We start from the raw sequence: 24,562 nt of genomic DNA on the forward strand, positions 1-24,562 counted from the left end.
ACGAGGCGGACGCCAACGTTCCTGGTAGGAAGCCGGGACTTCAGTCTGCGTATCTTGTGGGCGGTCAGCTTATGAGAGTGTTACGACCGCTTGCCCTGGGCTTGGTGCATACACAAGCACGAGGAATGTAAGTGGATTTTCCTACACTTGGACCATGCTTGGAGCGCCCGTTCCGCCTGACGAAGCAGCACGACTGCTGGACCTGGCGCAGTACCACATCCTCGACACAGCCCGCGAAGAGGTTTTTGACCGGGTGACCCGCCTGGCAGCCCGGTTCCTCCGCGTTCCCGTGGCCGTCGTCAACTTCGTGGATGTCGACCGTCAATGGGGGAAAGCCATGGTCGGGCTGGATGATTCAGAAGCGCCGCGCGAGTACTCCTTTTGTGCGTGGACCATCCTGGGAGACGCCCCCTTCGTCGTGCCGGACGCCTCCTCCGATCCACGGTTCATGCACAATCCCATGGTGACGGGCGAGCCGCACATCCGCATGTACGCCGGTGCTCCCCTGATCACGCCCCGCGGTCACCGCATCGGAACATTGTGCATTACGGATAACAAACCGCACCCCCTAGAGGAAGAAGACCTCCGCGCGCTTCAGGACCTCGCGGCAATGGCGGTCAATGAATTGGAATTGCGCAGTCATCTTCAGCGGATGCAATCCCAAATGAGTGCTCAAGTGGAGCAGGCGGAGGATCTTCGCCAGAGACTGGAGCATGCCAGAACACTGCAAGCGGTTCACGACCTGATGGACTTACCTCTCACCCTGGAAGAAGCGGTGCGGGAAGCGGCGACCCTGATCGGGCAGGCCATCCAGGCGGACTGGACGGGACTCATTACTTTTGAGAACGGTCAACCGCATACGCAGCGGGTGTACGGGCAGCCAGATCTTCATCCAGTGTTGTTCAACCTGGCTGAGCGCCTCAATACGGCGAAACAGAGCGTCACACACATCATGGAGGGGCTGAACACGCCGTTCTATCTGGATACCTACCGGGACCATCCTGATGCGCTCCCTGCTGTGGTTGAGGCAGGACTGCAAGCGGCGGCCTGGGTTCCTTTGGGCACCTGGGAAGGCAAGACCCTCCTGATGCTCACCCTGCGGGTCGGGCAGGAGCGGGAACTCCCCTGGCGGGGGAGTGACCGCGTGTTGTTGGAAGCCGCAGGACGAAGTGTGCGGGCGGCGTTGAATGAACGGGCGGCTCTTCAGGCCGCCGCCCAGGCTGCGAGGCAGGATGCCCTCACGAGAGCCCTCAACCGTCGAGCCTTGGATGAGGATCTGGAGCAGTTGGAAGCCTCAGGAGCGAACTACACGCTTGCCCTGATGGATTTGGACGGCTTTAAAGCGCTGAACGACACTGAGGGCCACGCGCAAGGTGACAAGGTGCTCCGTCTGTTTGCGCAAGCGCTGAAGGTTGAAGTGGGTGACCAGGGTGAGGTCTATCGACTGGGAGGCGATGAGTTTGTACTGCTCCTCCCGGAGGTGGTTGAGGAAGAGGACGTGTACGAGATGGTGGACGTCGCTGTGCCCGCTGCGCAACAGGGCGCGATCAGCCGCATTGGGGCGAGCGTTGGTGTGGCCCAGAGTTCGGCTGTGGAGCGTTCAGCAGATGTGGTGAAGTTGGCAGACGTACGGATGTACGAAGCGAAGCGCCGCCGGAAGGACGCTCAGAACCAAGTCGAAGTCTGAATACACTTCTTTTGGGGATCTGATTCTATTGGGCTGATGGAGAAGTAAGTTGGGAATAGGAATAGCTGAGCGCGGAGGTGCATGATGCATCGCCGTTCACCCACCGTCTCAATGACGTCAGTGGACGATGCCGAGGGCAAAAGGCACGAAGCCCAGCGTCTGCGCAAGATAGGGCGCGCAGAGGAAGAGTGCTTTGGTGCCGCGCGGTCGTGACAGCACCCAGGTCCAGCAATTGCTCAGCTGTGCTCGTAGAGGACGGCTCAGCTGGTGAAGATGAGGTGGGCGGAGTGGGGGAGGCCAAGGCCGGTTATGGCGTCTCGGGTTTCTGCTCGATGGGGACGCAGAGCGCGCGTTCATACAGAGCGCTGAGGCGTTCGAAGTCCTCGCCCTTGTATTTCAGGAGCGCAGCGGGAAGCTGGTCCCGGGTAGCCTTGAGGCCTTCATCAGCCAAAGCGTCGGTGGTAGCAAGGTGAGGGGGATGGGTCTGCTCGTAGGTGGGAATGTCGCGTTTCTTACCCATAATGGTGTGCTCCTGCCAGGCCCGCTGGGGCGTGCTGGAATGAGGGTGCCGTAAATAGGGAGAGTACAACACCTGAGGGGATTCTCGGCGTTGTGCGGGCCTTTGGCCTAGAGCCCAGCGCAACTTCACGACCCCGGGCTGGAATCGGGAACCCAGACGGCGGTTCAAGCCAATAATCACCTCGTTCAACGCGTTACGCCGTTTAGGGCTGAGCGAGGTTATGGGCGAGGACGGCCAGGACGACGCGGAGCCGGAGAGAGGGAAGTGTTTTGGTCTGAACGGAGCGAATTTGAGCTTCGACCAATTGTGAAAAGACGGTTTCAATGCGTTTGCGGAGCTTTGGGTGGCGGTCTTGCCGCCACCCGTTGTCATAGCGGGTGTTTTTCTTGGGTGGGAACAGGTAGCCCAGGCAGCAATAGCCCTTGTCCCCAATGATCTTTGGCCCGCCGAACTCAGGCCACCTCCGGTTCAACTCATAGCTGACGGTGGTGTCGTGAAGATTGGCGGGTTTGAGGAGGGACTGGACGATCTCCCCTGCGGGTGTCACCCAGGCATGCAGCTTGTACCCGTACACGTCGCCCTGGGTCCCAAACCCCCATTTCGCTCCCGGGAACTTGCACCGCTTGCCTCGTTTCGGGCGACACACCGGGAGCGGCATGGAGTCAATGATCACTTCTGCACAGCGTTTGGCGGGGCTGACCAAGGCTTCGAGGCGTTCCAGCAGACGCACGCTTCGCATGTACGCCTGGGTGTAGGAGGGAAGACCGACGCGGTCTTCCCTCAACATGTTCCACCAGATCGAGCGATACGGCTGCTTGAACACGAAGCGAGCGAGCAAGAGGGCCACGAGCAGGGCATCCGTCAGCTTCTGATGCTTAAATCGCTTCAGATCGCTGAAGTGCCGCTTCGCCCAACGGTGGAGCTGACGAATCACCGCACGACGACCTAAACTATGATGGAGACGGTATCTGCACATACCGTCTCCATTTTTCCTCGTCTCCGTCCTACTCGGCTACCCCAGCCTCAAGCCCTAAACGGCGTGCGTTATTTCTAGGAGCACTTTACAGTCCAATATTGCGAGTCGAATCTGCCTGCCTTTCTGAAGTCCTTGATCTCAATGGCCCGGATGGAGGCCAGTTGACACTCGGCCTGTGAAAGCGTCCCGGCATCCGTGATGCCGAGACGGTTCTTCATGACGCCTTGGTCGTCGGTGTATGGATCGAGGCCAGCCACGTTCAGCGGCGGTATTGGGCGAGGACGATTTCCCGCAGTTGTTCGGTGGTCATCGTGCCGTCGGCGTACTGATCGAGCAAGCGCAGGGTTTCGGCATCGAGGGGCAGCCCTTCCATCGCGCTGCTGTGGGCGACAGACCGGACGATCTTCCGGCGTTTTTCGGTGGCTTCATGCTCCTGCATGGCGGCCTCGCGGGCGGCGCGGATGTGTTCCTCCATCGTGGTCATGGCCTTGGCCCTCCTGACCACATTTTACTCGCCACATGCGATGCACCCCATGAAAAACGGACATTCCTGAGCGCAGGCCCTTGGCTGGGAAATCCACGCGGGTCCAGGCAGAGCGGGAAACCTCAGCCCAAGTGGAAGCGTGATGGGAAGGGCAGCCCCGCTTGATTTCCAAACAGACCGCTTGTCGGGCTGTGGTGGGTCTACGAAAGAATTGCCAGGAGCAGTACCCTCGCCGCATGATCACTCTCTTCTCGCTCCCGCTGCTGTGCCTCGTCATCCTGGGCGGGCCAGTGTGGAGTGTGGTGCTGATCGAGAAAAAGCTTGCATCCGCGGTCCGAAATGAGGTACTGCCCTTGCGGATCGCACTGGTGTCCGCTCTCCTTCCTGCCGGCATCTGGACTCTCCTCGTGGGGATGGGCAGTGTGGACACACCTCAAGCGGCGTACAAGCCGGTGCAGTGGTTCCTGCTCGGTCTGGCCTGCATTCCGACCTGGATGACTGGTTGGAGTTTATGGTGCCTGCGCCATACGCGGGGTAATGGTGGAGCTGTCCTGGCTTTTGTGGTGACGCTTCCCAGTACCGCCCTCGCTGTGATGTACTTCCACTGGGCAATGCCGTGAGGGCCGCTTCTCCGACGTGCTGCCAGGAGGAGCGTGTCCCCCACTGCGCTTGACACAACAGGTCCCAGCACGCCCCTGTGTTCCACCCATAGACGTTCAGTAGGCGACTCAGCGCACTTGCGCTGACCGTCTCAGCACGGTGGAGCGCGGTCTTCGTCCCTGGGTCGAGAAACAAACCCAGCGCAGCCTGGAGGCTGCGCTGTTGATACGGACTGGCTGGAACAGAGAGAAGCGCGTCTGCCAGAAGGAGGGCGCGCTCCCCGCCGAGCTTGAGGTCGTTCACACACCCGTTCTCGCGTCTGAGAGCGCACTTTCGCTACCGATTCAGGTGCAAAACCTGAGTCTACCCTTCGGAAAGCCTGCCGTCTCCCAATACATCTCTCTGTGCTCAGGGTTCAAAGTACGGCTCGTTTCAGTGCGGTTCACCCGATGGCTCCCGGATAAAGGGGGGCAGGAATGGTACGGTCAGCCGTGTTGGGGGTCTCTATGTTTGAGGAGTTCACGTTGGAAAGGGTTGAACTGCCCGACGCCACTTTGCGGGTGAGGCACGGTGGGTCTGGTCCGCCCGTTCTGCTGCTCCACGGCCATCCTCGTACCCACACCACCTGGTACCGGGTCGCGCCCCTCCTGGCAGAACACCACACGGTCGTCTGCCCGGATCTGCGTGGTTATGGGCAGTCCTCGAAGCCCGCAGACACTGACGATCATGGAGGCATGGCCAAGCGTGCGCTGGCGGACGACATGGTGGCGCTGATGGCCCACTTGGGCCACAGGCGCTTCGCCGTTGTGGGCCATGACCGGGGTTCCTACGTGGCCTTTCGCCTGGCGATGGACCACCCCGAGCAGGTCTCGCATCTGGCGTTCCTGGGCCTCGTTCCCATTGGAGAGGCGCTGGAACGGGCGAACGAACGCTTCGCCCGGCTGTGGTGGCATTGGTTCTTCTTTGGGCAGCCTAAGAAACCCGAGCGCGCCATCCTGGCCGACCCTGACGCCTGGTACGGGAACTCCCCGGAGAAACGGGTGCAAATGGGTGCGGAGAATTACGCCGACTACTACGCTGCCGTCCACGACCCGGCCACCGTTCACGCCATGCTGGAGGATTACCGGGCAGGCCTGGGGATTGATCGAGAGCACGATGCCGCCGACCGTGAGGCCGGGCGCTCCCTGCGCTGTCCCACGTTGGTCCTCTGGCCGCTCTTTGACGATGAGGAGGAACTGTACGCCGATATCCTCTCGATTTGGCGTCCATGGGCGGCAGATCTACGCGGCCATGGACTCAGGTCTGGGCACCACCTGGCGGAGGAGGTGCCTGAGGAACTTGCTGCGGCACTGCTGGGATTCCTGAACGGGGGATGACCGGACGCGCCTCAGCGCGTGTCCCCGCTTGCACGAGCGGCGTCCGTAGTCTTCCGCCTTGCCAGCAGAACTCAACATGACCCAGCCTGGGCCCAGGCCAGAGCGTTCGGAGAAGCCCTGAGGGTTCTGGCAACTGAACGCCGGTAGGCTGGTGGGCTGTGACTGACCGGAAGCCCTACCGCCACCGTTTTCCCCTGAGCGTCATCGGTTACGCCCTGTGGCTCTACCACCGCTTCCTCCTCAGTCAGCGTGACGTTCAGGAACTGCTCCACGAACGCGGTATTCGGGTTAGCCACGAGACTCTGCGCCAGTGGAACATTAAATTCGCTCCCCTCCTCACGGAGGAACTGCGCCACCGGGAACCCCGATGGGGTTCCCGGTGGCATCTGGATGAAAGGTGCGTCCAGATTGCTGGGGTGAAGCACTGGTTGTGGCGAGCGGTGGACGAGCACGGCAACGTGCTCGTCCTCCTTCTTCAGGAACACCGAGATACCGAGGCGGCCAAGTCTTTTTTTGTCCGCCTGTTGGGGCAACACAACGTGCCGAAGGTCATCCACACCGACAAGCTGTGGAGCTATGGGGCGGTCCTAAGAGAACTTCCCGTGCTCCACGTTGTGGAGCACATTCGGGTCGTGTCCACCGCCCGCTGTAACACCATTGTGGAACAGTCGCATCGCCCCACCCGGCAGCAGGAACGTACTCAGCTCGGCTTCAAACGACGACGGCGAACGCAGGAATTCCTCGCCCTGCACGCCCGCGTATCGAACCTTCACCGCCAGACCCGAACGACCACTCCCGCTGCCCTGAGACGAAGCAACCAAACCACAGCACTGCTTCTCTGGCAAGAGGTATTGCAGCAGGCGGTTTGAGAATCAAACCCCCTGCTGAGCGACTCCGGCCCCTTGAGGTTAAGTTGCCAGAACCGACCGGGAGAAGAGGCAGGGTGAACAAGCATGGAGAGCAGCTGAAGAACGGTGCCTACACTCTTGGCGTGAAGCGCTTGTTCCGCAAATTCCGCTGGCGGCTCGGACGGAATGATGCCTTTTGGATGACCCTCCTGACGGTCGCCGTCGTCTTGGCCACCCTGATACTCATGCAGTTGCTCATGCGCTGATCCCCACCCCGCTGTTCGGAGGCGGGAGGGTTACCGATAGCGGGCGGTCCAGGTTTGTGCGTTGCCCATGCAACTGATGCGTACTTCCCGGCCGTCTTCGAGGCACCAGATCTCGACGTATTCCGAAGGCCTGAGCCATTTTCCCGGTTCTACATAGCGGTCAACCCGGCGGGTCGCTCGGAGTGTTTCTCCGTTCACCTCCAGCTCGACGCCGGACTCGCTGTACCTGGTGACGTTCATGGCTCAGCGTGGGGCATGAATTTCAGCCCGACGTAATGTTGTGTATCTGATTTCGTTTTCAGGTTCACCACGCCATCCCCTTGTTGCTCCGCCAGCGCCCCGACCCGCTGGCGGGTCTTTCTTTGGCCGGGGAGGAGCTGCCATGAGCGACACGAACCCCCCAGCCACCCCTCCCACTCCGCCCACCGCGCCCGACGGCAAGATCAGCATGTGGTCCGGTCTGCTCGGACGGATCCGGCGACTGCTCGGACTGCAGTAAATAACTCTCTCGCTCCCAGCAGTGCTCCGGCCGCTGGCGGGGTCTTGTTTGTCGGGAGAAGGAGACACGCTACCCCAATGTTCAGCCCCAAAGGTTCGCGTGCCAAGAACTCCCCGGTCCCTTGCGAACGCTGAGACGGTATGCCACACCGGCCGCTGTTTCCCAGATTTCCACGTGTTCCTCTACAGGCCACGTCTTGTAGTTCGCTATGTGGGTATACCGATCTACGCAACGAACGAGGCGAACCTCCTGCTCGCCTTCTTCTAGAACGACTTGGTCTCCGTGGTGGAACACATTCACTTCCTAAATCTAAACGGGGTGCCTACATTGAATTGGTTTACTTATCTTTAAATATAAAGGATATATTTATGTAAAAGTAAGATTTACTAAACTAAGGCTGTGAAGCGTATTGCTTTCTGGCTCCTTCGGCGAATTGAGCAGAGCGAAGGCTTCGCCCTTTCCCTTGTGATCCTTGTCGCCCTCCTCATTACCTTGGCAATGCTGCCTTTCCTTCTGCGCTAGTCCAGCCCCATTCTCCCTCCCGCTTAGGCCCCGGCCCTGGGCGGGTCTTTCATTGGCCGGGTAGGAGTTTTCTATGAGCGACACGAACCCCCCGTCCACCCCCACTCCACCTCCCGCGCCCGACGGCAAGATCAGCATGTGGTCCGGCTTGTTCAGCGCCGGTGACGCCCGTCCGAGACGCGGCTTACTCGGACTGATCCGGCGACTGCTCGGACTGCAGTAAATAACTCTCTTGCTCCCGTCAGCGCTCCAGCCCGCTGGCGGGCTTCCTTTCGGCTGGGAAGGGAGGTTCATGAAACGGACCCTGAACGCCTTCCTGCTGAGCGTGCTCGCCCTGACCCTGGTGCTGTTCCCACTGGCCCTCGCCGACCTGCCCGCTTCGAGACCCCCACCCGTCCTCTGCCGCGTGACCGCCGCCTACCAACCCTCCGTCTGGCCGCCCTTCACGCCCCCAGAGGAACGGTTTCGCCGCATCATCATCACCCTCAGGCCCGGGTGCCCAGACGATGGCGAGGCGCGCATCCGCCTGGCCAACACGAGTGGCCGCACACTCCCTGAGCGTGGGTATTACACGCTGACGCCCGACGACCCGGTCCGGTACATCCCCAACTCGCCATCCACGGCCATTACCACGCCGGGTTGGACTGTGTACTGGTTGGCGGCGAGCGGGAAACAGTACGAAGTCACGCAAGCCCCTTTGGGGGGACGGTAGCCCATGAGGTGCACGCATGCAGACCACGACTGCCCCGCCCCCGCATTCCTCCAGTCCCCTGCTCACAGGTGTGGACTGGACGGCCTTCATCTGGGCACTGGTGTTCAGCCTCACGCTTCTCCCCTCGCGCCACCGATGGGAACTGAAGAAAGGCCAGGTGCCCACACCCTGGTGGGTCGTCATCCTGGAAACCCTGGTGGGCGGGCTGGTCGGGGGAGTGGGATTCGCCACGGCCGCTCCTGAGGTGTGGCCCGGCCTGCGTGGCCCTGGCAAGCAGGCCATGCTTGCCATCGGGGGAGCCGCCGTGGGCCCCCTGCTCGGCAAATGGATTCCAGCGGGCATCGCTGCCGCCATCGGGTTCTTCAGCGAGAAGAAGCTCGGCTTCCGCATCGAGGTCCAGCCCCGGGAACCCGACCCGCCGCAGGTCTCCCCTCCACCACAGGACCCCGCGACGCCTCCCCCCACAGCTCCCGTTCCCTCGCCGGGTGCAGGAGGTGGTGACAATGGCAACACAACGCCGTAAGACGGCCCTCCCCCTCCAGCCCCGGGTTCTCCCGCAACGTCCTCACCCCGCCCGTTGGCGCTGGTGGCATACCGTCGTGGCCATTCTCGTCGGCCTGAGCACCCTGATCGTCTTCGAGACCCCTGTGGACGTGGCGGCGCTGGCGGGGACCACTGTGCTGGACGAGCAGAACGCCCTCTACTTCCGTGCGGGCTTGACGGGCCTCGCCCTCATCGTGGCGCTGGGCATTCGGGGACACCCCTGGTGGCACACGATCATCTGCCTGCTGATCGCCTGCTTCGCTGTCGGGCAGATCGTGCGTGCGGTGTACACGCCGGAGGTCAGTGGGATTCCCCTGGCCCTGCTGTGCGCCCACCTTGCTTTTGCCGGCTACCTGTTCGCGCTGGGGATGCGCCCAAGCGTGTACGAGCGGGTGGACGATTTAGGCGAACAGTTGGAGGCTTCCCAGGCCCGTGAGGAGGAAGTGCGGCTGGCCGCCCACGAGAGCGCGATGTACGCGCGAGGCCTCGAGCACCGACTCAAGAACCTGGGCGTGCGGATCGAGCGCCGCCCGGAGGTCCCTCATGACGAGCTTTGACTTTGCTGCAGCCATCCAGGCGCGCCCCAGTGATGCGGATCTCCCCATCGCCCTGGGGCGCTTCTCTTACCGGGAAAGCCCGACGCAGCGTGGGGCCGTGATTCCAGACCCTGCCTGGGCTGGGACGCACCTGGTGCAGGTCAACCTGACCCAGTTCCCGGACTTCCCGACATCGAGCGGTAGGCGGGTGCAGCACCTGACCATGCACCGCCAGGTGGCCCCGGTGTTCATCGCCACCATGCAGCTCGCTCAGCAGCGGGGCCTCCTGAAGACCCTGCACGAGTACAACGGGTGCTACGTGGCGCGGCACATGGGCTGGACGCCCGGCAGGCCGCTCAGCGTCCACTCGTGGGCCGCAGCGGTGGACTTTGACGCGGCCACCAATGGGTATGGAGTGCCATTCGGGCGGATGCAGATCAACAAGGACTTCGTGCGCCTCATGGAGGAGTGCGGCTGGACCTGGGGTGGGCGCTGGACGAGCAGCTATGCGGACGGCATGCACTTCCAGTGGAGTGACCCTCTCCCAGGCACGGTGGTGCCCACTTGGCAGGACGCGATGGCGAAGACGGCCACCCCGCTCAAGCCGGTTTCCCCCACGCCGATCAAGCGCCGGGTGTTCGTGAACGGGCAGCCGGTGGGCGTGGGCCGGACAGTGACGGACGGGGTGGCCGTGCTGCTGAGCAAGGACGGGAGCGCCTGGCTGCAACCCGCGGATGGGCATGAGGCAGCGGTCGCGGCGACAGGAGCGGTGGACGGTAACAGTACGCGCGTGACGCTGCTGGATCAGGCGGACGTGTGGGTGCCGTTCAGTGGCCGAGCGATCTACCGGGGGCTGATGGTCAACCTGAACCCGACGACGTATGACCTGCACGTGCGGCCAGCCACGGCGGAGGAGCGAGCCAGTTCAGGCAGCTGGTCAAATTTACCCCACGTGCTGATTGGTCTTCAGTAGGGTAGCGCGGTGAAGCGACTGACCCGGAAGTACTGGAGACGGCTGGGGCAAAACGATGTGCTCTTGATGGCGCTGGTCACCATGGTGGCTGTCATCGCAACGTTGCTGGTCATGTCCTTTGTGAAGCCGTAATTCTCCTTGTCACCTTCCAATTCCATCCCTTCACCGGCCCCTGCCCCGCGCGGGGGCTGTGCCCTTTCCCGAGGTCCTTATGCCTATAGATCCCCGCATTGCCGAGATCCTCCGCCGGCGCGCTGAACAGGGCGTCACCATCACCAAGACCGAGACGCCCACCCTGCGTCCTCAGTCCGTCCCCACGCCCACTGTCAGGCCGCAGAGCACCGCCTCCGCCCCACCTCCTATCCAGATGCCGTCCCTGAATCCACCGCTACCCATCGAGACGCCCATGGATGACGGTGAGCTGGCCGCCCTACTGGATGGCGTGCTGCCTCGCATTGACACCCTGGTCCGGCAAGCGATCAACGACGTGCACAACAACGGGCGTCTCAGCATGGCCGAAGCGCTTTCCCTGGCCCCGGAAGTGCGCAACATCGTCTCGCTGGTGATCGGGCAAATGCTCCCTCAGATCAAGGGCACCTCGGCCCGCGAACTGGTAATCCTGGTGCTGGCCGTGCTGCTGCGCCAGTACATCAGCCCTTACCTGCCCGCCCTCGTACGGCCTTACTTCACGGCTCAGACGCTGCGTGTGCTGGTACGCGGCCTGGAAGCGGCGTACGTCAGCTGGATCAAGCCCCGGTTGCAGAACTGAGGCCCGGACGATTCGCACCAAACTTTGCCCTTTTTCGGCGGTGGTTCAGCCAACTGGACGAAAGGGGCAGGGGTTCTACCGCGTAACCGACTAGAAAACGCAGTGACAAAAGAGTTTGCTTTCCCAGATTAAGCTGGTATTAAGATGAGGTTCCTACCTGCTTTTCCTCGCCTGGATAGCCCTTCTCTGCTCTTTTCAACGTCTGCACAGCAGGATTAATGAGTAAGATGAGCAATATACTCTTGATCCATGATCAGCCCACTGAGGTCCTCCACTTATGCCTCATGTTCGAGGCACTTGACTTTCCAGCTGTCTTAAACGTCGTTGCGACCCCAATGGAAGCCCTAAACCTCCTGAAGCACGACGGCTGTGGGTGGAAGTCCCCTCAACCTGACCTGGTATTGGTCCACCTCGGCTTATCCAAAGGAGTGGGCGAAGGACTGTTGGACCTGCTCCTACAGAACTTCCCCCACCTCCTGATCGGCGCGGTCATACCGTATGGAATGAGCATGCAGAACACCCGAGGACAGGTACAGCTTTCTGCCCCAATCTCCCAGAAGAAGCTACAAGGCTTCCTTACGGTACTGAAAGGGCAGCAGCAGTTGGGTGCCTAAAAGACTGTATTGATGTGTTAGATTGTGCAGCAAGCTACACTCACCTGTAGCCCAGAGTGAGGTGCATCGGCACTTCACTCTACTTTTTTGGCTCTCTTTGCTGATATCACGGAAGAGCGGGGAGCCGTTGTGTTTCGGCGTTTCGGGAAGTCCGGTGACAATGCGTTCAGTCCAAAAGATTAACTTGGAATGAAGATGCTGTCCTTCTCTCCTTCCGACACACTTCCTCTTGTGTCGTTCCTCATGCCAGGCGGGGAACCGACCTTACGCAACTGGCAGTTCAGCGGCGTCTTCGGGGCCAGCTTCAGCCCAAACGCTCTGCCTACCCTCCGGGGCGGTCATCATGCCACCCTCGCGCTCATGTACGCTTCCCTTGATGCCCTTGAAGGCCACTGGGACCGTTACCGCGTCGAACCCACAGCCTCCCTGCTCCCTGGTCAGGCACTGCAGTCCCGCAAGAAGCCTCTGCCAGAAGATCTGCACGTTGCTGCCCTGATCGCTGATTTCCACCGGGTCCGCCCCGCAGCGATTTCCCCTTTGATTGACGGTCGCCACCGTGTCGCGCATCGTCACCGCCTCGGCCTGAGCCGCACCGTTGTGTATCAGGCGGATCAGCCCTGGTTGAAGTTCACCTCAGACCAAATAACGCGAACGGGGGAAGGGTTTGATCTGACGGTCATGATGGCCTGCATGCGTCCGCACGTGGAAGAGGCATATGAACGGTTGGCCACGTGGAACCTCACAGGCTTTCCTTACCCTACGGTTTTTCTCCCAGGCCTCATGGACGGAGCGGAGTGGGCCATTCGTAGCGACCGCGGACACCTATGCGATCTGTTCGGTTGGATTGAGGAGGACACGCAGGTAAGTTCGCCAGGGGGGCAGCGGGTACATCAGGTACGCACGGCAGATGGCCCAGTGACGCTCTACGCGACGGCTCCCAAACTCGATGGGGCGCTGGCGTACGCAGCGCGTGAGCGTCAGGGGTTTCAACTGGCGGATACAGCAGCGCTCACCTTGACTTTGCAGGAGCAGAACAAGACACCGAAACCGGAGGATGCTGTGCCTGCGATCACCCACCTGCACACGTCGGCAGGCTGGCAGACGGTGGTGTTGACGGGCTGTGAGACCATCCGGACGCGATTGGCGCAGGGGAAGAGGGAGACGCTGGTGTATGTGCAGGCAGATCCAAGGCCAATCACGTTCACGCCGGAGGAAGCGCGGGTGTGGTCGAGTGTGCGGCGGTTGCCTCACCGGTTTGTCCAGACGGCGTGGATAAGGCACCGGAAGTTGCGGAGCATGGGACGCCTGCTGTATCCCACGCCGAAGCAAACTTGGACTTAGGCGGCCTCCCCACCATCTCGCCCCTTCCTGCGCTGACTTCAGCCAGTTGTGGGAGGGGACATTCGAAAATCGTTAAAGTTATGCGGATGGCACTGCACCCTAAGGGAAGACTTCGGATCATTGACCATCTGATTGCCGTCATGCCGGATGAACCCATTCGCCTGAGAGACTGGCTGACCCTCTTGCCCGAGGATGTGAAGCACAACAGTGCAAGGGGTGAAGCCCGCTACCTGGTCACGGATGGCTTGACGACCCTGAGCGCGAGTATGTTAAGGGCGTACCAGATCACGGAGCAGGGCAAGCAACGACGGGCTGAGGTGCGCGCTTTACTGGGGGAAGAGGAGCTTTTATAGCTTGTCGTGTGCCTTCACCCCCACTCCTGTGCTTCGGCATGGACGGTGGGGGCTTTTTTGTTGTGGAGGCGAGAATCCAGCAGCATGCTCCCTCCCCCTCACGTAGCCTGAGGCCATGCCTGCCCGACACGCCCTGACCGCCCTCCTGCCCTGCTGGCCTCCGCCACGGCCCAGGTGTCCATCCCCGTCGCCAATGCCCACACGCCCGCCACCCTTGTGAACGCCCTGGCCGTCAAGCGGAACTGGACCGTAGAGCAGAGTGAATTCTGCAAGGCCCGCGCTGCCGCGAATGCTGCCATTGCCTACCCGAAGAAGGCGAACTCAAAGTTCAAATACATCACCACCTACGCTTTCCGAGCATCGAGCGATGCTAAGGGGGAGCGCTCGCTCCTCGACTTTTACGGCACGGACTTTCAAACACCGTTCCCCTGGCAGGACGGGCAGTGGCTTAGCCGGCAGTACAGTTACGACGCACTGCCGCAGTATGCGTTTGTGATGGAGCTGCAGGACCGACCAAAGGATCCAAACCGCTCGGGCACAGTGGCAAGCGCGTGTATGACGGTGTTCGGCATCCGCTGACCCTAAACTCTTGCCCCTTCCTGCGTTGGCTTCGGCCGGTGGCGGGGAGGAGGCTTTTTTCGTTTGGTTCAGCTCGCCCGGTCCTGCTGTCGAGGAACGAGCTTGACCTCGACGTCATACCCGAGCGCCTCGGCCAGCCGTCGGAGCGTGGACAAACTGTGCCCGTGGTACTGCGGGTCCAGCAGCCTGGCCACATTCGGCTGCTGCATCCCCGCCCGCGCCGCCGCCTCCGACTGAGTCAGCCCGCTCGCGTCCAGCACCCGCGCCACCTCCAGGCTTACCGGGTCTGCAGGCATGGGCGGTGTGCTGGAAAGCGTCCGGAACTCGCCCGGCTTGTCCGGGTCCCCGTCCTCCATGCGGAACACGTCCGCGTCCAGGTCCAGCTCGCCCGGCCAGGTGACGATCCGGCCACGGCGGCCGAGCTGCACCCCCTCGAAGAAGGCACGGTCGGCCAGGGGCGCGAACACGCCGGGATCGCCCGCCAGGAGGCCCGATACATCTGCGTGGATCGTTGCGCCGTCTGCGTAGGTGAGGTGGAGGGTCAGGCCTTCGCCGGGAGTAACTTCGGTGATCTTGTGCATGGTGCTCCTTTGCAGCTGAGGCGGTCCCTGCCCGGGGGTGCCCCAGAGAAGTGGGGTGGGGCCTTGGGAGGCCCCGGAGCGGATTAGAGGGGGGAATCGTGACTATTCAGCGACCTATAAGCAACTGGGTGGAATGAGGTAAGGTGAGGGATCTCTAACGTGGCTTGCCTGAATGGTGACTGTCTCCAAGCGCATACCCACGAGAGGGAAGGAGACTTGGAAGCCTACTTCCTCAGACATCTATCCCAGTTATCAATACCTTCTGATACTTGAACTTGGGGTTTTGAGGCAATAAACCAATTTTCGGAGCAAGAGGAAGATCATGGACTACACAAGAAAGCAAAGTTTTCTTGCACTGCCTCTGACTTTAGGAAGTCTTGCGGCCGCCATTTTACTATCCGTGCAAACGGTAGCCAGGGCATACACTGAGGAAAACTCACCTCTTCGCTTAGCCGCTGATAAAGCGGGATTTCTACTGGGGACGGCTGTAGAAGATGATCTTGTTGGTCGAGACACCCAATATGAAGAGGTGGTTGGACGCGAGTATAATATCGTCACTACTGAAAACGCTTTTAAATTTCGCTGGACCGAGCCTGAGAAGGGCAAGTTTTCCTTCAAAAGGGCAGAGAAAGTTGTTTCCCTCGCCGAGAAAAACGGACAAAAAGTCAGAGGGCATACGTTAATCTGGCACCTTTCTTTGCCATCTTGGTTGTCAGAGGGCAACTTTACTAAGGAGGAAATAAGTAGTATATTCAATGATCACATCGACAATGTAGTTGGTGGCTTTAAAGGCCGTATTTATGCATGGGATGTTGTTAATGAAGTAGTAGATGATGATGGTAAGTTAAGAAATTCAATATGGAGAAAAAATCTCGGTGATGAATACATCGCACGGGCATTTGAGAGAGCACGTGCAGCCGACCCGGATGCTAAGTTATTTTTAAACGAAAACAGCATTGAGACTTGGAACGACAAAGCAAAAGCAACATATGACTTGATAAAATCACTGAAAGCTAAAGGTGTGCCGATAGACGGGATCGGGTTTCAAACCCATGTCGACAAAAGCTTTGAGAGCAAAGTAAGCGAGTTTAAAGAAGTAATGCAGCGTTTTGCTTCGCTTGGGCTAGAGATTAACATAACAGAAATGGATGTCGATGTTGGCGACAATCCCAAGGAAGCGGATTTTCTTACTCAAGCTCGAATCTATTCTAAGGTTCTTGATTCTTGCCTTTCTATTAATACATGTAAAGCGCTGGTTGTATGGGGGGCCAATGACAAAAATTCATGGTTGCGCGACGACTCCGGACGAAAAGCCTATCCCTTACTACTGAATGACGACTACAATCCGAAGCCTGCCTATAATGACATAATCCGACGGCTTCAGAAATAAAGCCATATCGTAACTATTCAGCGCGATCACGATTGTCGCGCTGAATAGTTACGACGATTTTACCTTTGGCGTCCTCCAGTCCCGTATCCATGAGGTGTGGAGCTTGGCTGCAAGTGCAGCCCATGGGGTAGGAAACGATCCGACGTATGTAGCGAAGGACTGCTTTGATCCTTTCCCGTTCCCGCACCCTTCAAGCGCACAGCGGGTAGCAGTTGAACAGGCAGCGCAGTTTGTGGTGACAGCTCGGGAGGCCCTGATGGCGCAGGACTCGAAGGCGACACTGACGAAGATGTACAACGCAGTGACGGAATTGAGAGGGAAGGCGGATGCATCACATCCGGCCACAACCTTGCTGATGGCTCACACTCGCCTGGACGCCGCTGTAGCCACTGCGTACGGCTGGGCGTGGCCGCTCCCTGAGGACGAGGTGCTCGCGCGACTGCTGGCGCTGAATCTGGAAAGAGCGGGCACAGCAACCGTGAGTAATTAGCCCATGTCGCTTTAGGTGAAGCGACACGCACCTGACAGAGCGGAGATCTGATTCAAACCAATGGAAATGCTGATTACGGGCAATGACGGTGCTTGGAACGTAGAGACGCCAGAGGGCGTGGCGTTCATGCTTGCGACCTTTTCCCCTGAGGACTGGGAGTTTACGGAGCCAGGGGACGACGGGATGTATGCGCTGCGCGACGGAGAGGTCGTGGCTTGTGCGCCAGAAGAGGTGGAATACATCTTGGGACCTTCGCTATGTCCCCCTGGCGTCACCGTGGATTTAGAGGCTCTGGCTCGAGAAGCCATTCTTCGTGTTGCAGCGGGGAAATATCTGCGTGAAGAGGAATAACTGCTCTACAGATGTAGTAGGGCACAAGGGATGACAGGTTAGCCGGTCACGTCCGCACGTTACCCTGCTCCCCATGCGCCCCGCTGACCTGACTGCTGTGGAGATTGCTGACCAGCTGCACGCCGCGTACCAGGAGGACCGCCGCCTCGCTCCTCCAGGCCCGGACGTGGAGGAACGCCTGGCCCTCGCGGATTACCTCGGCTGCCACGAGGCGGCCCGAGTGGAGGCGTGGGAGGCCTGGCAGACCGTGCTGGAGCTGGAAGGGCATGACATTGAGGACGCCGAGTACTGGCTCGATGTCGAGTTCGCCCTGCCCTGCCCGGAGTAACCTGCCGGGCGTGACCGACGAATTCCGCCCCGGCCGCCCCCTCCCCAGTGAGGAACGCGGCACACAAGAGCGCCTGCTGTACCACATCCAGCGCGTCAGCGGCGAGTGGTGCACCATGAGCCGCGAGGAGGGCAGCTGGCAGTGGCGGCAGCTGCGCGGCGGCGGAGACGACGGGTACGGGCGCGGAAGCTGGCGCGAGATGCACGCCTGGCTGGCGAAGTAAGGGTGACTGCTCCAGATTGACAGGGCGTCCGGCGGCTTCCCACATGGCGGCGCGTACAAGGTCCTGGTCGTTCAGGCCCCACCCCCGTCAGACCCCCCCTAGCGTGCGGGCGTTTGTCCCGCCCCCCCTCGGGGCACAATAATCGGCGCAATGACGACGGACTCTCGTTCCCCCTCGGGCAGAAAACGCCCTCCTGGCGTGCTCCCACGGGTCCTGCTGGAAGAAGGCTCCTCCCGGCACGAAGCGGCGGAGCGGCAACGCCTGGACGCCATCGTCGCCCTCGATGGTGGGACGCTGACGGATCATGTCCGATGAGCGATTGACGGCTATCTGGAGCGAGACGTCTACAGTCCTGACCCTCGGAGGTACCTCGCGGACCGGCATCAGAAACTGGAGGGCCTGGTCAAGACGGCCTTCCGGCAGGAAAAGACCCAGCGCGAGCGGTTCGTGGCGATGGTGGAGCGGGTGGGTGGGCATCAGTCCCTGCATTTCCGGTGGGCGCTGTACGAGTACCTGGAGCCGCACGCGGCGAGGATTGACGCTTATCTGGAAGCGCAGGAGCAGCAGGGTGCACACGCCTCCTAACGCCACCAATTGCCCAGTTTCTTGCAATTGCTCTTGTTTTTCGCGTGCTGGACGTCGCAGGATGCAGGCATGACGAAAAAGAGCCCGAAAACAGCTGCTGCAACCGCCCTCGCCACAGGCGGCAAGATCGGTAAAGCCCAACTCGTGGAGACGGTGGCCGACAAGACCGGCCTGACCAAGAAGCAGAGCGACGCGGCCGTGGAAGCCATGCTGGAAAGCGTGATCGGCGGGCTGCGCGCTGGTCAGAACGTGACACTGCCCGGCCTGGGAACCCTGAGCGTCAAGGCCACCGCAGCGCGCACGGGCGTCAAGCCGGGCACCAGCGAGAAGATCCAGATTCCTGCAGGCAAGAAGGTCAGCTATAAGGTCGCCAGTACCCTCAAGGGCAGTATCAACGGCTGAACTGCAGGACAAGACGAGGGGAGGCCAAGCAGCACGCCCTGGGCCTCCCCTCTCTATGCAACCCTACGGTTGAGCGATCCACGCCTCGCAGATTGCTCTGGCCTAAACCGACTTAGAGCAGAATCTTGTAGAAGAGATTAAACGACCAGGAAAGCCAAGAAACTTTTACCCTGTCTGACATATCATCACCATGTCGGGAAATTAATATCTGGACTGCAAAGCTAATAGACAGTCAGGTACTAATCTATTAATTTTATACTAAATACGTTACTTCCGTAGACTACATTTTGACACTCAAATTTGAAGCCTTGCGATAAATCAGGAAATTCTCGATCTGGACTGTCAAAAGCTGCCAAGTCTATCAAAGCAGCTAGTGCCTGATTAAGTATCTGTGTGAACTTTATTACTTCCTCTCTAGCTACTTCTGATGTATCCATATCATTCGTGAGGACTTGTCTTTTCTGCGCGTCATATAATGTAGCCCTAAGATCAGACGCTTTTTGGTGAAGTATATCGGCACTTGAAAGAAGACGCTCAGGCCATTCTGTTGTGTCTGTCATGCCAAGCCCCCTTAGAAGCAGAAATGAATTATGACTCAATGTGGTGCTATGCCTCGCCCAAAAATAGCTGCTCAAGATGTCAATCTACCCGGGTAAAACCCCCTAATTTTGTCTTCCCTAAGGTCAATTAGGGCAGGGAAGCCTCTTGCTAATTCCCGCTACAGAAGGCAGTTTCATAGCAACCCAAGGCTTTCCAGTCGGAGATTATTGCTCGTCCTTGTGGTGCGAGCTGGGAAGGCAACGACAACGCTAAGCTGCCCAAGTGCCTCCCCTCGCGCGCATCATCATTGCCCTCTACGCCGTCTGTTTGAGCGGCGCTACTGTGGTCCACCTTCTGGATCTTTGGCATGGCGGTTGGCTCCCTTATCACTCGGCCCCCAAGACCATCAATCTTTACTGGTCCCTGCTCAGCGTTTTTGATCCACTGGCCGTGGTCCTTCTCTACTGGCGTCCGCGATTCGGGTTGCTGCTGACGCTCGTGATCATCATTTCAGATGTATGTATCAACAGCGTGATGCAGTACGGTGCCGGAATGGACCGAGCAGTGCCTGTAGCACTGTTTCAAAATTTGCAGGCACAAACAGCATTTCTTGGCTTTGTGCTTGGGTCGGCACCATTTCTCTTGGGGCACCTGCGTAAGTGAGCCTAACCAAATTGTTTTCACCCGGATAAAAAGCGTCTTTTTGTCTTCCCTAAGCCCAGTTAGACCAGAAAAATTTCATCTTGGAGATACTGCCTTTTAAGGCCGATCGTATAGCTGTTGTTCGACATCAGTAGGGTTAGTAACCTGTTTAACAGATGTCACATCGTGCCCATTTCGCTCTGATTGCGGACAACCAAGTGCAGTTTTGCTCTGACAAATGGGGTGCATTGGGGTTGGCCGAGATCTTGGCACTGGGACCTACACGGTTCAGAACATGGTTCGAGCGAGAGCTTGAGGTCAACCCTGACGCCGCATTGGGCGTGATCCCTGATGCTTTTGTGGTTGTCCATGCTGACTTCAGGCAAATCAAGTTGTCCGAAGAACCTGGTCTACAGCATCAAGCCGAAAACGCTATGGCTCAATTTCCAAATGTGCCTGAACTTGCCGATCAGCTCAGCCATGCGACTTCACAAGCGTTGCACGCTTTCCTGATGGTTCTTCATGAGATCTGGGAGGGCTGGGAGGTGGTCCTAGCAAGCCCACCCCAGCCGCAGTTCGACTGGGAACACCTTCGGGGTGTATCTGCAGATGAGGTCTGGAAAGCGTTTGAGGTCCTGCCTTCGCTCAGCGCTCAGGGGGAAGGGCTCCTGCCAAGCCTACGAGCCTTACTGGCCCACCAGACAGAGCTGATCTGGCTATAAGCTGCACACTTAGGCGGTTGTGCAGGACTCGGTGTTCTCCCCAGAAACTCTGCTTCTGTTGCCTAAGGGTATTTAGGGGAGAAGCTTTGTCCTCAGGCTGGAGCGCGGGCACTGAGCGGTTGCCACATCCCTATAACTACGGGGTGACCTACCAGGCGGAGATCCAGAGTTGGAACATATTCGGTGACTGGCGCGAGCCAGAAGAATACGAGCCTGCTGATCAGCAGGACTTCAACCTCATCCTCCAATTTGAAGTGGGCTTCTTGGGAGAGGTGGGGAATGAGGTGTTCTCCATCCATGTCGCTAGCCTTCGCTTCCTCCAGCGTTCACTCTTAGAAAGCAGAGTCGTCCCTCTCGTACAGTCCATCATTGTTGAGCAGTGGGACTTCTCCCAGATCCGTCGAGCAATAGAGGACCACCTCTCCAACCAGCAGTACGAGAACTGGGAGCAGCTACAGCGAAGGACACGGCTCATTGGCAGGAGTGAGTTCGACTAACCGGCAGCCAGTGAAGCACCTCTTCTCGTACCAGACTGTGGTGCCAAGCGAGGGCCAGGGCCGACCAATTGAGGCACTCTCAGGCCCGCCGTTAGGTGGGCTTTGTGGCTGCCCCTCATACCGGATTCCCGACCCTGCAGACCAATCCACGCAAGAAAAGCGCCCTCGCGGGCGCTGGCATGCAGGTGTGGAGAGCAGACTTGGTCCTCAAGGAGAGTCCAGCGGGTGGCACAGACCCTTACGCGCCCGTATTCACGCTTGCACGGGGACCAGCTTCACGACGCCACCTCGTGCGCCGCGCTGGCCAGGAGGCGAGCCACCAGCTCCCGGATCTCGGCGTTCCGCTCCTCGTTGCGTCGCCAGTACTCGCGCAGGTTCGTCCACTCGCCGTACGGGATCTCGCGGTTCAACAGGTAGCAAAGGGCGTTGGTCACCTCGAAGGCCCCCTGCCAGTCCCCTGCGGCTTCCGCCTCGCGCACGCGCGCAAGGCAATCGTCGGACTTCGCATCGCCACCGAACGGCCGCACGAGGTCCGCCACGCGCTCGACGAACCGCACCGCGAGACGACGCCCCTCCGCCGTCCGGGTAAAGCCGCGCAGCAGGCCGCACGCCCCGAGGGAATGCCCCGCCGGTGGCAGGGCCTGCAGGGCGGCCACCAGAGGGCCGGTCACGCCTCCACCTCCCCTTCGCCGTGGCAGTCGGGGCAGGTGCCCATGTGGGCGAACTGGGAAGGATCACGGTCTGGGCCAATCTGCACGATGCCCTCCCCCTCACAGGTCTCGCACTCCACCATTTCGGGGAGTGCCGGCAGCCCCAGCACTTTCCGGCACTCGACCAGCTGATTCGGGTGGCGGATCACGCCGCCACCTCCCCGGCCACGAGGCCCCACTGCCCGTAAGCGTAGTCGCGGACTAGGGCGGCATCCTCGGCGGTCAGCGCGGCCAGGCTGGTCACCTCGACGCCCAGCACCTCTGAGGCCAGCGCGTAGTGCTCGCGGAACTGCAGGCGGCCCAGCTCGAGGTGCAGCTGACGGGCGGCGGCCTTGCCGATGGTCAGGGGGCGGCGGTCGTCGTTGACCTCCTTGACGTGGCCCTCGACCTTCGCCCACTCCAGGAGCTTGAGGACTTCGGCGGCGTCGGCTTCCTGGCCGTCGATGGTGCCGGTCTCGGGGAGGAGCTTGCTCTGGGCGTCGCGGCCACCGCTGAGGGTGAGCGAGCAGCTGCCCATGCGGACGCCGGTGCTGCTGCCTTCGTAGTGACCAGCCTGGGTGGACTCGTCCTGCAAGCTTGACTTGGCATGTTATGTATACGTAATATAGAGATGTGGTTAGGCAACGCAAAGAGGACACCAAGCTGTACAACCGCCTACCCGCCCTCCGTGCTGAACGGGAGATGAGCCGCGCTGAACTGGCCACTGCCATCGGTGTCAACCCACAGTCCGTCGGTTTCATTGAACGCGGAGATTACGGCCCCAGCCTTGAACTCGCCCTCAAGATCGCCCAGGTATTCAACCTCCCTGTCGAAGCGATCTTCTCCCTCACGCCACTGTCGCCGCTGAGCGTACAGATCTACGGCGGAAAGGACACCGAATGACTGTGATAAGCCGTGCTTACACGCGTCAGCGCTCTCGAACATCTCGCCGCCAGTTGGCCATTCTCCTGGGCGTGAGCGTGCTCCTCGTTCAGTTGTTTCTCCCCAGCCTGAATGCAGAGCGCTGGACTGGCATCCTGCCCCTGCTGCTTTTGCCCATCATTGCGTATTGCCAGCATGGACTGACCTCATCTGTTTGGAGTTGGAACCGCCTGTTCAGGAAAGGGAATGACCTCGATGAGTACGAGACGCATGCTCGAAACGCGTATATTGCTCGCGCTTATGCTTTATCGGGACCGCTCCTGTGGGTGAGTTTCATCGCTTTTCTGCTTGGCGGAGGGCTCATTCGCAGCTTTCCCCTGTTGAATCCCTTCGCTGATGCCAGCGTCGCAGTCGCTATCGGAGTTTTTCTGGCTGTGTTGGTCTCTGCCTTTGATGTCCTGCCACGCATTGTCGCCGCGTTGAACGAAACTGACCCCGACGCTTGACCCCCTGCACTTTAGCCCTGCTTCGGCAGGGTTTTTCTTTCTCTCAGCGGTTCTGGCAACTGAACGCCGGTAGGCTGGTGGGCTGTGACTGACCGGAAGCCCTACCGCCACCGTTTTCCTCTGAGCGTCATCGGTTACGCCCTGTGGCTCTACCACCGCTTCCCCCTCAGCCAGCGTGACGTTCAGGAACTGCTCCACGAACGCGGTATTCGGGTGAGCCACGAGACCCTGCGCCAGTGGAACATTAAATTCGCTCCCCTCCTCACGGAGGAACTGCGCCACCGGGAACCCCGACGGGGTTCCCGGTGGCATCTGGATGAAAGGTGCGTCCAGATTGCTGGGGTGAAGCACTGGTTGTGGCGAGCGGTGGACGAGCACGGCAACGTGCTCGACCTCCTTCTTCAGGAACACCGAGATACCGAGGCGGCCAAGTCCTTTTTTGTCCGCCTGTTAGGGCAATACGACGTGCCGGAGGTCATCCACACCGACAAGCTGTGGAGCTACGGGGCGGCCCTCAGAGAACTTCCCGTGTTCCACGTTGTGGAGCACATTCGGGTCGTGTCCACCGCCCGCTGTAACAACATTGTGGAACAGTCGCATCGCCCCACCCGGCAGCAGGAACGTACTCAGCTCGGCTTCAAACGACGACGGCGAACGCAGGAATTCCTCGCCCTGCACGCCCGCGTATCGAACCTTCACCGCCATACCCGAACGACCACTCCCGCTGCCCTGAGACGAAGCAACCAAACCACAGCACTGCTTCTCTGGCAAGAGGTATTGCAGCAGGCGGTTTGAGAATCAAACCCCCTGCTGAGCGACTCCGGCCCCACTGAGGTTAAGTTGCCAGAACCCGTAGGGCCGACTGGCCTCCCCGCTCGCCAGCACCGCGACCACGGTGACGGCCACGTCACCACCTGGGGTGGGCAGACTGGACACGTACCCCCCGTGCATCCACTTCCCGTCCACCTCGCCATCCACGGTCAGGTACACGCACCACTCCGGCAGCCGGGCCAGCACGTCGTCTTGCAAGCCGTCGAGCGGCGTCTCCACGATGGCTTGCGCGAGGGCGGGATCAAATGCGTAGACCCCACGGGTGCGGCTCCACTGCGCCTGCACGATGTTCACGTGCATCTCGCGCAGCAACTCGCCCGCTTTGCGCGAGGGCAAGGCAGCCATCTGAAGGGTGAAGAACTCTATGAAGTCCAGGGGCTGCTTCACCGCGCGGGTCCACAGCTCGTGGCTGCCGATGGTCATGGCAAGCGTGCGGCGCGTGTCCTTGGCGTCCGCGTCCGGGTTATAGGGTCTGGGCTTCACCGCCGCACCTTCTTCCCAGTGCCCCAGCAGTCCCGGCACATCAGCAGCGCCACGCTCCGGCGCACGCACAGGCGTAGCCATGTGACAATCTCACTCCACCTACCAGGTAGGAACAAAAACGAAGACAATCCACAGCGCCGCAAAAGGATGGGTCAGTCACACGGCAGCTCAATTTTTAAGCCTTGCTTTAAGACCACCGTTTGAAGTTCAGAGTCTTGTAAA

Annotated in this window: 39 protein-coding genes and 1 pseudogene; 29 read left to right on the forward strand and 11 right to left on the reverse strand. The window is 60.0% G+C overall.

Annotated features, from left to right (window positions below):
• Positions 1 to 154: 154 nt before the first annotated feature.
• Positions 155 to 1,687 (forward strand): sensor domain-containing diguanylate cyclase, encoded by a 1,533-nt coding sequence (locus tag B9A95_RS13010; protein WP_084047679.1) that lies wholly within the window; start codon positions 155 to 157, stop codon positions 1,685 to 1,687.
• Positions 1,688 to 1,994: 307 nt separating this feature from the next.
• Here B9A95_RS13010 and B9A95_RS13015 read toward each other — a convergent pair whose 3' ends face one another.
• From B9A95_RS13015 to B9A95_RS13030, 3 genes are all read right to left on the reverse strand, one after another.
• Positions 1,995 to 2,207 carry a hypothetical protein gene (locus tag B9A95_RS13015; protein WP_084047680.1) on the reverse strand — a complete coding sequence of 71 codons (213 nt, stop codon included), beginning with the start codon at positions 2,205 to 2,207 and terminating at the stop codon, positions 1,995 to 1,997.
• Between the two features lie 202 nt (positions 2,208 to 2,409).
• Positions 2,410 to 3,183, reverse strand: a complete 774-nt coding sequence (locus B9A95_RS13020; RefSeq protein ID WP_084047681.1) for an IS982 family transposase — start codon at positions 3,181 to 3,183, stop codon at positions 2,410 to 2,412.
• A gap of 259 nt (positions 3,184 to 3,442) precedes the next feature.
• Entirely contained in the window at positions 3,443 to 3,667 is a 225-nt protein-coding gene (locus B9A95_RS13030) for an antitoxin VbhA family protein (RefSeq protein WP_084047683.1), read from the reverse strand.
• Positions 3,668 to 3,903: 236 nt separating this feature from the next.
• On the opposite strand from B9A95_RS13030, the gene B9A95_RS33725 reads away from it, so the two are divergent.
• Positions 3,904 to 4,287 (forward strand): hypothetical protein, encoded by a 384-nt coding sequence (locus tag B9A95_RS33725; RefSeq protein ID WP_170928574.1) that lies wholly within the window; start codon positions 3,904 to 3,906, stop codon positions 4,285 to 4,287.
• Here B9A95_RS33725 and B9A95_RS13035 read toward each other — a convergent pair.
• A pseudogene (locus B9A95_RS13035) lies at positions 4,287 to 4,570 on the reverse strand (IS701 family transposase); the annotation flags it as partial. The gene B9A95_RS33725 and the pseudogene B9A95_RS13035 sit on opposite strands and share 1 nt — an antisense overlap.
• Positions 4,571 to 4,773: 203 nt before the next feature.
• Between B9A95_RS13035 and B9A95_RS13040 the strand changes: the two are divergent.
• The 11 genes from B9A95_RS13040 to B9A95_RS13080 all read left to right on the forward strand — a co-directional run bounded on the left by B9A95_RS13040 (position 4,774) and on the right by B9A95_RS13080 (position 11,925).
• The gene (locus B9A95_RS13040) at positions 4,774 to 5,643 is read left to right on the forward strand and encodes an alpha/beta fold hydrolase (RefSeq protein ID WP_084047684.1); all 870 of its coding nucleotides are present in this window, start codon (positions 4,774 to 4,776) and stop codon (positions 5,641 to 5,643) included.
• Between the two features lie 158 nt (positions 5,644 to 5,801).
• On the forward strand, positions 5,802 to 6,512 hold the full coding sequence (locus tag B9A95_RS13045; protein ID WP_084047685.1) for an IS6 family transposase: 711 nt from the start codon (positions 5,802 to 5,804) through the stop codon (positions 6,510 to 6,512).
• 122 nt (positions 6,513 to 6,634) lie between these two features.
• On the forward strand, positions 6,635 to 6,757 hold the full coding sequence (locus tag B9A95_RS36285) for a hypothetical protein (RefSeq protein ID WP_281255858.1): 123 nt from the start codon (positions 6,635 to 6,637) through the stop codon (positions 6,755 to 6,757).
• An 898-nt stretch (positions 6,758 to 7,655) separates the two neighbouring features.
• Complete coding sequence (locus B9A95_RS36290; protein ID WP_281255859.1) at positions 7,656 to 7,778, forward strand: hypothetical protein; 123 nt, start codon at positions 7,656 to 7,658, stop codon at positions 7,776 to 7,778.
• 73 nt (positions 7,779 to 7,851) lie between these two features.
• Complete coding sequence (locus B9A95_RS33730; protein WP_170928638.1) at positions 7,852 to 8,001, forward strand: hypothetical protein; 150 nt, start codon at positions 7,852 to 7,854, stop codon at positions 7,999 to 8,001.
• A gap of 69 nt (positions 8,002 to 8,070) precedes the next feature.
• Complete coding sequence (locus B9A95_RS13055) at positions 8,071 to 8,490, forward strand: hypothetical protein (RefSeq protein ID WP_084047687.1); 420 nt, start codon at positions 8,071 to 8,073, stop codon at positions 8,488 to 8,490.
• 16 nt (positions 8,491 to 8,506) lie between these two features.
• The gene (locus B9A95_RS13060; protein WP_084047688.1) at positions 8,507 to 9,013 is read left to right on the forward strand and encodes a hypothetical protein; all 507 of its coding nucleotides are present in this window, start codon (positions 8,507 to 8,509) and stop codon (positions 9,011 to 9,013) included.
• Positions 8,994 to 9,590, forward strand: a complete 597-nt coding sequence (locus tag B9A95_RS13065) for a hypothetical protein (RefSeq protein WP_139806765.1) — start codon at positions 8,994 to 8,996, stop codon at positions 9,588 to 9,590. Before B9A95_RS13060 ends, B9A95_RS13065 begins: the two co-directional genes overlap by 20 nt.
• Complete coding sequence (locus tag B9A95_RS13070) at positions 9,577 to 10,542, forward strand: M15 family metallopeptidase (protein ID WP_084047690.1); 966 nt, start codon at positions 9,577 to 9,579, stop codon at positions 10,540 to 10,542. Before B9A95_RS13065 ends, B9A95_RS13070 begins: the two co-directional genes overlap by 14 nt.
• A 211-nt stretch (positions 10,543 to 10,753) precedes the next feature.
• Positions 10,754 to 11,311 carry a hypothetical protein gene (locus B9A95_RS13075; RefSeq protein ID WP_084047751.1) on the forward strand — a complete coding sequence of 186 codons (558 nt, stop codon included), beginning with the start codon at positions 10,754 to 10,756 and terminating at the stop codon, positions 11,309 to 11,311.
• 218 nt (positions 11,312 to 11,529) lie between these two features.
• Positions 11,530 to 11,925: a response regulator gene (locus B9A95_RS13080; RefSeq protein ID WP_084047691.1), complete on the forward strand. Its 396-nt coding sequence runs from the start codon at positions 11,530 to 11,532 to the stop codon at positions 11,923 to 11,925.
• Positions 11,926 to 12,189: 264 nt separating this feature from the next.
• Here B9A95_RS13080 and B9A95_RS34625 read toward each other — a convergent pair whose 3' ends face one another.
• Positions 12,190 to 12,492: a hypothetical protein gene (locus B9A95_RS34625; RefSeq protein WP_084047692.1), complete on the reverse strand. Its 303-nt coding sequence runs from the start codon at positions 12,490 to 12,492 to the stop codon at positions 12,190 to 12,192.
• A gap of 348 nt (positions 12,493 to 12,840) precedes the next feature.
• Between B9A95_RS34625 and B9A95_RS34630 the strand changes: the two genes are divergently transcribed.
• From B9A95_RS34630 to B9A95_RS13100, 3 genes are all read left to right on the forward strand, one after another.
• Complete coding sequence (locus B9A95_RS34630) at positions 12,841 to 13,266, forward strand: hypothetical protein (protein WP_212648322.1); 426 nt, start codon at positions 12,841 to 12,843, stop codon at positions 13,264 to 13,266.
• An 86-nt stretch (positions 13,267 to 13,352) separates the two neighbouring features.
• Positions 13,353 to 13,619: a hypothetical protein gene (locus tag B9A95_RS13095; protein ID WP_139806767.1), complete on the forward strand. Its 267-nt coding sequence runs from the start codon at positions 13,353 to 13,355 to the stop codon at positions 13,617 to 13,619.
• Positions 13,620 to 13,793: 174 nt separating this feature from the next.
• Positions 13,794 to 14,198, forward strand: a complete 405-nt coding sequence (locus tag B9A95_RS13100; RefSeq protein WP_084047695.1) for a hypothetical protein — start codon at positions 13,794 to 13,796, stop codon at positions 14,196 to 14,198.
• Between the two features lie 68 nt (positions 14,199 to 14,266).
• On the opposite strand, the gene B9A95_RS13105 is transcribed toward B9A95_RS13100, so the two are convergent.
• Positions 14,267 to 14,779, reverse strand: coding sequence for an XRE family transcriptional regulator (locus tag B9A95_RS13105; protein ID WP_084047696.1), 513 nt, complete (start codon positions 14,777 to 14,779; stop codon positions 14,267 to 14,269).
• 322 nt (positions 14,780 to 15,101) lie between these two features.
• Between B9A95_RS13105 and B9A95_RS13110 the strand changes: the two genes are divergently transcribed.
• From B9A95_RS13110 to B9A95_RS13140, 7 genes are all read left to right on the forward strand, one after another.
• A complete protein-coding gene (locus B9A95_RS13110; RefSeq protein ID WP_084047697.1) occupies positions 15,102 to 16,169 on the forward strand; it encodes an endo-1,4-beta-xylanase in 1,068 nt (355 codons plus the stop codon).
• A gap of 355 nt (positions 16,170 to 16,524) precedes the next feature.
• Positions 16,525 to 16,659, forward strand: a complete 135-nt coding sequence (locus B9A95_RS36295) for a hypothetical protein (RefSeq protein WP_281255860.1) — start codon at positions 16,525 to 16,527, stop codon at positions 16,657 to 16,659.
• Between the two features lie 60 nt (positions 16,660 to 16,719).
• On the forward strand, positions 16,720 to 17,010 hold the full coding sequence (locus B9A95_RS13120) for a hypothetical protein (RefSeq protein ID WP_084047699.1): 291 nt from the start codon (positions 16,720 to 16,722) through the stop codon (positions 17,008 to 17,010).
• Between the two features lie 73 nt (positions 17,011 to 17,083).
• Positions 17,084 to 17,338, forward strand: a complete 255-nt coding sequence (locus B9A95_RS13125; protein WP_084047700.1) for a hypothetical protein — start codon at positions 17,084 to 17,086, stop codon at positions 17,336 to 17,338.
• A gap of 10 nt (positions 17,339 to 17,348) precedes the next feature.
• Entirely contained in the window at positions 17,349 to 17,561 is a 213-nt protein-coding gene (locus tag B9A95_RS13130; protein ID WP_084047701.1) for a hypothetical protein, read from the forward strand.
• A gap of 447 nt (positions 17,562 to 18,008) precedes the next feature.
• Positions 18,009 to 18,146, forward strand: a complete 138-nt coding sequence (locus B9A95_RS33735; RefSeq protein WP_170928639.1) for a hypothetical protein — start codon at positions 18,009 to 18,011, stop codon at positions 18,144 to 18,146.
• A gap of 69 nt (positions 18,147 to 18,215) precedes the next feature.
• On the forward strand, positions 18,216 to 18,548 hold the full coding sequence (locus B9A95_RS13140) for an HU family DNA-binding protein (protein WP_084047703.1): 333 nt from the start codon (positions 18,216 to 18,218) through the stop codon (positions 18,546 to 18,548).
• Between the two features lie 239 nt (positions 18,549 to 18,787).
• Here the strand turns inward: B9A95_RS13140 and B9A95_RS32260 are convergent, their stop codons facing one another.
• Positions 18,788 to 19,108 carry a hypothetical protein gene (locus B9A95_RS32260; protein ID WP_139806768.1) on the reverse strand — a complete coding sequence of 107 codons (321 nt, stop codon included), beginning with the start codon at positions 19,106 to 19,108 and terminating at the stop codon, positions 18,788 to 18,790.
• A gap of 262 nt (positions 19,109 to 19,370) precedes the next feature.
• Between B9A95_RS32260 and B9A95_RS35465 the strand changes: the two genes are divergently transcribed.
• From B9A95_RS35465 to B9A95_RS13155, 3 genes are all read left to right on the forward strand, one after another.
• Positions 19,371 to 19,751 carry a hypothetical protein gene (locus B9A95_RS35465; protein ID WP_245808286.1) on the forward strand — a complete coding sequence of 127 codons (381 nt, stop codon included), beginning with the start codon at positions 19,371 to 19,373 and terminating at the stop codon, positions 19,749 to 19,751.
• A 155-nt stretch (positions 19,752 to 19,906) separates the two neighbouring features.
• Entirely contained in the window at positions 19,907 to 20,452 is a 546-nt protein-coding gene (locus B9A95_RS13150; protein WP_139806769.1) for a hypothetical protein, read from the forward strand.
• Between the two features lie 143 nt (positions 20,453 to 20,595).
• Positions 20,596 to 20,949 (forward strand): Imm8 family immunity protein, encoded by a 354-nt coding sequence (locus B9A95_RS13155; RefSeq protein WP_170928640.1) that lies wholly within the window; start codon positions 20,596 to 20,598, stop codon positions 20,947 to 20,949.
• A 275-nt stretch (positions 20,950 to 21,224) separates the two neighbouring features.
• Here the strand turns inward: B9A95_RS13155 and B9A95_RS13160 are convergent, their stop codons facing one another.
• The 3 genes from B9A95_RS13160 to B9A95_RS13170 are packed head-to-tail and all read right to left on the reverse strand — an operon-like array spanning position 21,225 to position 22,233.
• A complete protein-coding gene (locus B9A95_RS13160) occupies positions 21,225 to 21,620 on the reverse strand; it encodes a hypothetical protein (RefSeq protein WP_084047706.1) in 396 nt (131 codons plus the stop codon).
• A complete protein-coding gene (locus tag B9A95_RS13165; RefSeq protein ID WP_084047707.1) occupies positions 21,617 to 21,808 on the reverse strand; it encodes a hypothetical protein in 192 nt (63 codons plus the stop codon). Before B9A95_RS13165 ends, B9A95_RS13160 begins: the two co-directional genes overlap by 4 nt.
• Complete coding sequence (locus B9A95_RS13170) at positions 21,805 to 22,233, reverse strand: hypothetical protein (RefSeq protein WP_084047708.1); 429 nt, start codon at positions 22,231 to 22,233, stop codon at positions 21,805 to 21,807. The genes B9A95_RS13165 and B9A95_RS13170 overlap by 4 nt, the downstream gene beginning before the upstream one ends.
• Positions 22,234 to 22,271: 38 nt before the next feature.
• Here B9A95_RS13170 and B9A95_RS13175 point away from each other — a divergent pair, with 38 nt between their 5' ends.
• The 3 genes from B9A95_RS13175 to B9A95_RS13185 all read left to right on the forward strand — a co-directional run bounded on the left by B9A95_RS13175 (position 22,272) and on the right by B9A95_RS13185 (position 23,821).
• Positions 22,272 to 22,541, forward strand: coding sequence for a helix-turn-helix transcriptional regulator (locus B9A95_RS13175; RefSeq protein ID WP_084047709.1), 270 nt, complete (start codon positions 22,272 to 22,274; stop codon positions 22,539 to 22,541).
• Between the two features lie 71 nt (positions 22,542 to 22,612).
• Positions 22,613 to 23,026 carry a hypothetical protein gene (locus B9A95_RS13180; protein ID WP_245808287.1) on the forward strand — a complete coding sequence of 138 codons (414 nt, stop codon included), beginning with the start codon at positions 22,613 to 22,615 and terminating at the stop codon, positions 23,024 to 23,026.
• A gap of 84 nt (positions 23,027 to 23,110) precedes the next feature.
• Entirely contained in the window at positions 23,111 to 23,821 is a 711-nt protein-coding gene (locus tag B9A95_RS13185) for an IS6 family transposase (protein WP_084047711.1), read from the forward strand.
• A 3-nt stretch (positions 23,822 to 23,824) separates the two neighbouring features.
• Here B9A95_RS13185 and B9A95_RS13190 read toward each other — a convergent pair whose 3' ends face one another.
• Entirely contained in the window at positions 23,825 to 24,421 is a 597-nt protein-coding gene (locus tag B9A95_RS13190; RefSeq protein ID WP_084047712.1) for an AcrVA2 family anti-CRISPR protein, read from the reverse strand.
• Positions 24,422 to 24,562 lie beyond the last annotated feature (141 nt).

The sequence above is a fragment of the Deinococcus hopiensis KR-140 genome, from assembly GCF_900176165.1.
In the GTDB taxonomy this organism is placed as follows: Bacteria; Deinococcota; Deinococci; order Deinococcales; family Deinococcaceae; genus Deinococcus; species Deinococcus hopiensis.